General features: G+C 61.6%; 4 protein-coding genes. All 4 read right to left on the reverse strand.

What is annotated here, in order from left to right; all coding sequences use genetic code 11:
- Window positions 1-266 precede the first annotated feature (266 nt).
- Window positions 267-1,847 carry a SulP family inorganic anion transporter gene (locus AC1D17_RS26470; protein ID WP_477568243.1) on the reverse strand — a complete coding sequence of 527 codons (1,581 nt, stop codon included), beginning with the start codon at window positions 1,845-1,847 and terminating at the stop codon, window positions 267-269.
- A 221-nt stretch (window positions 1,848-2,068) separates the two neighbouring features.
- Entirely contained in the window at window positions 2,069-3,760 is a 1,692-nt protein-coding gene (gene aspT / locus AC1D17_RS26475; RefSeq protein ID WP_477568244.1) for an aspartate-alanine antiporter, read from the reverse strand.
- A 223-nt stretch (window positions 3,761-3,983) separates the two neighbouring features.
- Window positions 3,984-6,695: a decarboxylase gene (locus AC1D17_RS26480; protein ID WP_477568246.1), complete on the reverse strand. Its 2,712-nt coding sequence runs from the start codon at window positions 6,693-6,695 to the stop codon at window positions 3,984-3,986.
- 180 nt (window positions 6,696-6,875) lie between these two features.
- A partial coding sequence (gene aspT, locus AC1D17_RS26485; protein WP_477568245.1) for an aspartate-alanine antiporter occupies window positions 6,876-8,341 on the reverse strand: 1,466 nt, incomplete at its 5' end.

The following is an 8,341-nucleotide window of genomic DNA, read 5'->3' on the forward strand; positions in this document are numbered from 1 at the left end:
GCCGAAACACAGTTTTGTGGCGTTGGTGCACATCAGTCAGACAGAAGACCCGTCTCCAGTTTTGCGCCTGGGTGGGCGCTTGATCGAGATGAAGTGTCCGGCAACAAACCCAAGAACGATTACGTAGCCAAAACCGAGCCTGGCCGCGTTTGAAAGGCTGCGGGCGTTGGCAAGGGGCCTCAGACTGGCCGTGACCACGATCGTCGCGAGTAGTAGCCCGCAAGCAGTTAGAGAGACCGATATCACGGCAATTCATCCCGTAAGAGCTAGGTGGCGATCGATGACTGGAGCATCTGCGCGGCGTAGACCTGGTAGTGGCGGATGCCGGCATGCGCCGTGGGAAACATGCAGCCCGCACCAAGCCGCTCGGCAAACCCCGATGCACGGACATACTCAAGCACGTCCGGGTTGAGGTCCGTCAGCCAGAGCTCCACCCCCTGCGCAGCCAGACTTCGTTCGCTTTCCACTATCATCTGAAGCGCTGAATACTCGATATCGAAGACTCTACTCAGGTCCAGCATGAGAACGCGGRGTTTGGCCTGGACAACCAGCCCGCGTATGCCGTCTGCCACGTGCTGCGCATTGACAAAGAAGAGTCTACCCTCGGGTCGCAGGATAAGCAGCCCGTCAAAGGTTTCGTCATCGGGGTGCTCCGGCGAGACCGGGCGAAGAAGATCCTCGCCGCGCTTTCGACCGAGCACATGGATGCGTGGGTTGGCCGCCTGGCTGGACAGCCCGATCAAGGACAGGACGATGGCGACGACGATGCCTTGAAGTGTGCCGAAGACAAGCACGCCCAGAAAAGCGGCCAGCGCCCACCGAAATTCCATCTTGCGGACTTTGCGGATAGACGCGAACTCGCGAGGCTGGATAAGGCCGACCGAGTAGACGATCACAATCGCGGCGAGCACGGCTTGCGGCAGGAGGCCGAGCAAGGGAGCGAGAACCAGCATCGTCGCAGCGGAGGCCGCCGCAGTGACCATGGAAGCCTTCTGCGTTCGTCCCCCGACGGCGCGCACCACCGCGGACTGCGAGGTGCCGCCCCCGGCCGGCATCGCTCCGAAGAAGGCGCCGATCAAGTTGGCGCCGCCGGTGGCCACCAGTTCGCGGTTCGCCCGGATCGGAGGCTCCGACTGCTCGGCAAAGGCGCGACCGGCAGCGATCGTTTCGGTGAAACTCATCAGGGCGATCCCGATCGCCCCCGGAAGCAGCTGTCTCGCCAGATCGATGCTCGGCAGCGTCAGCGAGGGCAGCGCCTGGGGGATGTGGCCGACGATCGCAACGCCGTGCGTGGTCAAGCTGAACAGCCATGAGGCAAAGATTCCCCCGGCGACGACGGCCAGGGGAGCGGGCGAATGCGGCCATACTCGCTCCATGAGCAGCAGCAGGACCAGAGCACTTGCCCCGACGATGAGCGTTATGCTCGAGGTTTCGGGAAGAAGCCGAAGAAGGCTCAGTATATCACGGAAAAACCCCTCCTTGGCGAGGTGGAGACCGAACAGTTTTGGCAATTGGTCCAAAACAATGACCAGCCCGATACCGGCCTTGAAACCGGTCAACACTGGTGACGAAATGAAATTCGCAACGAACCCCAACCGTAACGCGGAGGCGGCGATCAGCAGCAGGCCGGTTAGTGCCGTCAGCGTCGCCGTCGCCGTGATTAGTCTTCCGGGGTCGCCATCGGGCACTACCAGCGCAAGTTCTGTCGCGGTCAATATCGCAAGGGTGGTCGTCGAACTGACGCTCAGCACGCGCGACGTCCCCAGCAGGGCATAGATGATCATCGRCACAAAAGCTGTGTACAATCCCACACTCACCGGCAAACCAGCGACGGTGGCATAGGCCATGGCCTTAGGCAGGACGACTGCCGCGGCCGTCAGACCCGCAACTATGTCCGGTCGCAGTGCCCCGGCTGGCGGCCCGATTGTTTGGTCAATGCCTGGTGACAGAGGCATGATTTCCTCTTTCCCGTATCAAGGCTGTGTCGGAAGCTCCAAGATCGCTAGGCGTGTGCCTTCACCATCATAATACCAACATGGCTTCCCGGCTTCGACAATCTTACAAAATATCATCCCGCAACAATCGCGACGATCACCGTTCCCCAGGTCGTCAAGAGAATGTGGCCGATGGGCACGGCGGGCGTGTAGCCAAGGACGGCAACGGTGCTCCCCGACCGGTCCTGGACAGCCGCCATGCCCGCGGTCATGGTCTGGGCCCCCGCGAGCCCTCCAAGCAGCAGTATAGGGTTCATGTGAAGCACGTAACGTCCGAAGTATAGCCCAACGATCATGGGTGTGATGGTGACGATCATGCCACCGAACAAAAGGCCGATGCCCGCCTCGGCAACAGCGCCGGCGAACACAGGTCCGGCATGAAGACCGGTCATCGCGACGAACGCGGCGAGGCCAAGCGCAGTCATCAGCGAAACGGCGGCATCCGGTATCCGACCGAAGAGCGGGAACCGCGTACGCAGATGGCCTACCATCAACCCGGCGAGCAACGTGCCCACACTGGTGCTCAAGGAGATCCGCATGTCGCCGATCGGAAAGGTGATGAGAACGCCGAGGAGCCCACCAAGAAAGATCGCAAGGCCGAGAACGAAGAAATCTGTCGTCGTCGTCGGCGCGACAACGACGCCGATGCGATTGGCAGCGCTCGTCACGACCGTTTCCGGCCCCACTAGGCGCAGTATGTCGCCCCGCTCCACAGTGATCCCCGGCGCGAGAGGGATGTCATGGCCGCCACGGCTGATGGCGCGCAGATAGAGGCTCCGTGTCCAGCTTTCCGTGGCAAGGCCGGCAAGGCTTCGGCCTTTGAAGTCAGGACTCGTCAGGAGCACGTCCGCGACCGACACCGGGACATCGAGAAGTTCACGGTCCTCGACCTCCTCGGCGCGGGCGCCAAGGACGCCCACCAGCGCTTCTCGCGATCCGGAAACGGCAACAATATCGCCGGGCTTGATCACGATCTCCGGTGCCGATTCAAGGATCGTCTCCTCCCGTCGCAGGCGTTGGATGAAAAATCTGTGCTGCGGAAATGTCGACTCGGCCGCCATGACGGTCAGGCCGGCGACCGGCGCGCCATCGGCGATCCGATAGGCGCGTATTTCGAATCTGTGCCAGGCAGAGGCGACCCCTGCCGTCTTGCGGGTGATCCCGTACTCTATTTCCAGCTTCAGCGCCTCGGCAGCCAGATCGATGCCCAGAAGCTTGGGGCCAACGACACTGCAAAACAGAATGACGCCGACCGCGCCGAAGACGTAGCAAACGGCGTCGGCCACGGCGATATGCGCGACGAACCGTACGCGATCCGCCTCGGGCAGCGGCAGCGCATTGATCGCCTCGGTTGCCGTGCCCATCGCCGGGCTTTCGGTGAGCGAGCCGGAAAGAAGCCCCGCCGCGAAGCCGGGATCAAGGCCGAGGGTCTTCGCAACGACGATAGCGGTTAGCAACCCCGTCACGCAGACGACAACGGCAAGCAATACGGGCTTCATCCCGTCGCGCTGCAGGGCCTGCAAAAACTGCGGTCCGACCGAATAACCGATGCCGAAGAGGAACAAAAGGAAGAGAAACGACTTCGCCATGCCGGCAATTGGAACCTCGGCGAACTGCCCGATCAAGATACCGGCAAACAACGAGCCGGTGACCGGACCGAGACTGAAGCCTCCGAACTTGAGACCTCCGATCAGGTAACCGATGCTGATTGACAGGAACACCGCAAGTTCCGGATATTTGACCAGGAATTGCTCGATCCAAACCATGCCCAGACTAGCTCCCCTCCCCGTTCGGGGTCTACGAGACTGCACCACCAAACCAAAAGGCTCATGCCGAGCTCACAAGTAAAACGCCGGTAACCGGCCCCTTGGCGTCCTCCCCCAGTCGCCGTGTCACCGTGCACCGGCACTCGCTCGACGTGCGCGAGATCATCACAGCGACCTCGGACAGCGGGCGGCGCGGCGTTCCCACCGCTCCCCGTCCCGCTATTCATCGCTTCGCCTTGGCGGCAACTGCGTCGGGTTTGACCAGCTTCAGTCCCCGCGCTTTCTCGTAGCCATGGATTTCTTTCACATCCAGCTTGCGCATGAAGTCGATTGTCTCCTGCGTCAGCACCTGGCCCGGCACCATGATCGGAAACCCCGGCGGATAGGGAATAACGAAGTTGGCGGAGACCATCTCCGGTCCCTCCCGCAGGCGCCGGTCGCATTCGGCGCCGATCAACGGCACGTATTCGCACACAGAGGCGTCATACGCATTGAAAAAGGCGGTTCGCATGTCACCTTCCGGCGTCGTCCGCCCCGCATCGCCTCGATAAACCTCGTGGAAGTGACTGAAGTTTGGCAGATCGGGCACGTCGGTCATGAGCGACTTTACCCGCGCCGCGAAAACAGCACGTTCACCCTCACCGCCGTCGGCCAGGCGCTTTTCGATGCCGTGGCAAATCTCGACCAAAACACGGATCAGATGCGCAACATCGCTGCGGGTGTTGTTGATGTTCGATTGTAGCAGCACGCTGTTGCGCGACGTCTTATTCAGCTGAATATCGTACTCGTTTGCCAGTAGGCCTTTGAATTGCGTTCCATCGAAACCGGCGGTCCCGCAGACCAACGTCATGCGCGTCGGATCGAGGTAGAATTCGTCTTCCTTCATCGCCTTGACCACGGTCGCCCATGTCGAGCCGGGGGCAAGGTAGTCCTTGAAGCCTGACTGCCGATACGCCTCGGGTATCATCTCATCGGCCCCGAGGACGCGGAAATATTTGGAGATCACCGGATGTTCGTTGATCGCCTTTCGTATCTTCAGGGCGATCTCGATCGCGTTCATCACCAAGCCGTAGCCATCAAGCTCCATCTGCCGCCGCGCAACGTCGAGGCTCGCGATCAGCTGTTGGTTCGGGCTGGTCGAGGCATGCGTGAAGACCGCCTCGTGGAACTGAGCCTCCACGGTGTGAAAATCCACGTCCTTGACCAGCAGCATGGAACCCTGCCGGATCGCCGACATCGACTTGTGCGTTGAGTTGGTCTGGTAGACCCGAAGACGTACGAGGCGGGGATCGGGGATCAGGCGGGCGGCAAGCAGCGCTTCATCCGAGGGATCGTCGCCGAGGTCAGCGCGCTGCTTCTCATAGGCGCTGACTGACGCGGGATCGCGCAGCCACTCCTCGATATCGGCCGCGGCCCCCATGGCCGTGCGCGGACGAAGGAAGGGCGAGAAGCGGGCAAATCCTGACCAAGCCTCGTCCCACAGGAAGATCAGGTCAGGTTTGATGGCGAGGCATTCCTCCATCACGCGCCGGACATTGTACATGTGCCCGTCGAACGTGCAGTTGGTCAGGTCGAGCAGCCTTAGCCGATCGAGGCGTCCTTCCGCTCTCAGCGCCAGCAGCGCGCGCTTGATGGTGGCGAGCGGCACGGCGCCGTACATCGAGTATTCCGTCATGGGAAAGGCTTCGACGTAGTAGGGCTGTGCACCGGTCAGCACCATGCCGTAGTGGTGCGATTTGTGGCAGTTGCGATCGACCACCGCGATATCACCGGGTGCCAGCAGCGCCTGCACCGCCATCTTGTTGGAGGTGGATGTGCCGTTGGTTACGAAAAACACGTGGTCGGCACCGAAGGCTCGGGCGGCCATTTCCTGCGAGCGCTTGATGGTGCCGGTAGGCTCGAGCAGGCTATCGAGGCCACCCGTGGTCGCACTGCTTTCCGCCAGAAACAGGTTTAACCCGTAGAATTCACCCATGTCGCGAATCCAGTCCGACTTGAAGACGGATTTGCCGCGGGCGATGGGCAGGGCATGAAATGTGCCGATCGGCCGGCGCGCATATTTCTTCAGATTGTCGAAAAAGGGCGTCTCGAAGCGCGCCTGCACTCCTTCAAGGATGGCAAGATGCATCTCCAGCGGTTCCTCGACCGCGTAGAACACGCGCCGCACCGCGTCGGCCGTCGGATCGCCGGCAATTTTCTCCACTTGGCGGTCGGAAAGCAGGTAGACGTCGAGCTCCGGCCGAATCCGCTTCAACGACCGCGCCAGACGAAGCGCCGACAGGTCTGGTCCCTCGGTTTCCCCAAGCGGATCAAGCACTGAGCGGAGTACCGGAGCGTCGTGCCGTGAGCGGTAGGGGAAACCTTCGGCAAGTACCACGGAAATAATATCGGGATTCAACGCGGCCGCGCAGAACGCATCCTCGAAGGAACCCACCAGGATGGGTTCGTAGACAAAGGCATCCTCCGGACGGCGCAGCCTGCGGATTTCTGCAGCAAACGCAGCCCACCGTGCGGCTGGTTGGCTGTTGACGAACAGAACTTCGAAATACGGCCGCCGACCGCCGGGTTCCCCGGTCCCGGGCGGCATGATATCGGCTACTTCGTTCCCCGACATTTCGTCATGGACGTCCCACTCGCTCTGGCGCCCGCGATAGGCGTGGGTGAGCAACCCGTTGGAAATGCGCCGCGCAAGTTTCGCCGCCCCGCCCGCATCGTTGGTCGCAATACGCTCCGCCAGCGCCGCGAGCAATCGGCCACCCGGATAAGCATGGTATTCCTCCGCCGGCGCCACCGCGGCGATCGCGGCCTCCAGCGCTGCACGCTCGCCGCGGTTGGCGGCCCAGGCATCGGCCAGCGTCGTGATCTCGCGCCAGTTGTCGGCGCGCACGGAATGGATGAGCAGAAACTGATCGATACGTGTGGCCTTGCTTGGCATAACACTCTCCCAATACGGTTCGACTGATCTCGGGGCCGCGACCATCAGCCGGCCTGCCGGCTTGGTCGCGGCTAACCTTCTCTCGAAATTTGAGGCGAAAATCGTCCGCCTGAGTTGAGGCCTGTATCGCTTCCCACCCCGATTCCATCCGAACGTTGTCGCAGTGACTGAACTGATACTTCAGGCCAGCAGGAGCACCAGCACCATGCCCCAGATGGTCAGGAGTGTATTGCCGACGGCGTAAGTGACCGTGTAGCCGAGACCTGGAATCTGGCTTTTCGCCCTGTCGTTGATCATCCCGAGAGAGGCCGTCGTGGTACGGGCTCCTGAGCAGCACCCGAGCAGAATGGCAGGGTGGAAGCGGAAGACGTACTTGCCAACATACATCGCCAGGATCAGCGGTACTGTTGTCACCGCGATACCCCACAGGAACAGGCTGAAGCCGAGTTGTTGCAAACCGGCGACAAAACCTGGCCCCGACGAAATCCCCACGACCGCGATGAACACGTTCAGGCCGACGGAGTTCATGAACCAAACGGTCGGCGAAGGAATGCGGCCGAAAGTCGGTCGCACGGACCGCAGCCAGCCGAAGAACAGGCCGGAGATCAGTGCGCCGCCGGAGGTTGACAACGTGAGCGGGACACTGCCGACCTTAAAAGTGAGCGCGCCGACCAGAGCGCCGATCGTGATGGCCGCGCCGATGAACGCGACGTCCGCTATGTCGGTCTGTGCGTCCGGACGGCCCATGTCCTTGGTTGCCGCAGCGGTATCCTGCGTCCGTCCGACGAGGGTAAGGATATCGCCCCGATGCACTTTCGTGTTTGGAAGGATGGGTATCTCGGTCGCGGTCGCGCCACGCACGATCTTGCGTAGAAAGACCCCGCGGGCGGATGGTCGCTGGGCGAGCTCCGCAAGCGTCTTGCCGTCGACTTCCTTGCTTGTCACGTAGACGTCGACACCATTGGCCGGGACTGCAAGCAGCTCCCGATCATCGACTTCGTCCGCTACGCTGCCAATGAGATCGACGAGGACCTCGCGACGCCCGGCAATCGCGACGATGTCGCCCGCCGCGATCACGGTCTCGGCGGTAGCGTCTTCAACGACGCCCGCGCGACGAATGCGTTCGATGAACACACGCTCGGACGGCAACAAGCCTTCTGCCTCGAGTGCTGTCATACCAACGATCCGTGCACCGTCCTTCACGCGGTAGCCACGCAGTTCGTAATTGTGCCATGCGGTTCCAGCGCCGCCGAGAACCTTCTTGCCCCCTTGCTCTTCCTCATACCGCTTGCATTCGGCTTCAAGATCGATGTTGAGCAGAGCCGGTCCGATAAGGGCAAGCACGATGGCTGAACCGACTGTGCCAAAAATATAGGTCACGGCGTAGGCGACCGGCATGGCATCCAGCATGGCCTTGCTCTGCTCGGAGGGCAGGCCCAGGCGATTAATCGCGTCGGTTGCGAGCCCCATGGAAGCCGATATCGTCTGCGAGCCGGCATAAAGTCCCACCGCCGAGCCGATATCATATCCGGCAACCAGGGCACCGACATACGCCGCCCCAAGGCAGAAGAAGCAGACCACAACCGCAAAAAGCGCCTGCGGAATTCCATCCTTCGCAATCCCCCGCACAAACTGCGGACCTACCC

This window comes from Pararhizobium sp. P1_E7 (assembly GCF_056405855.1).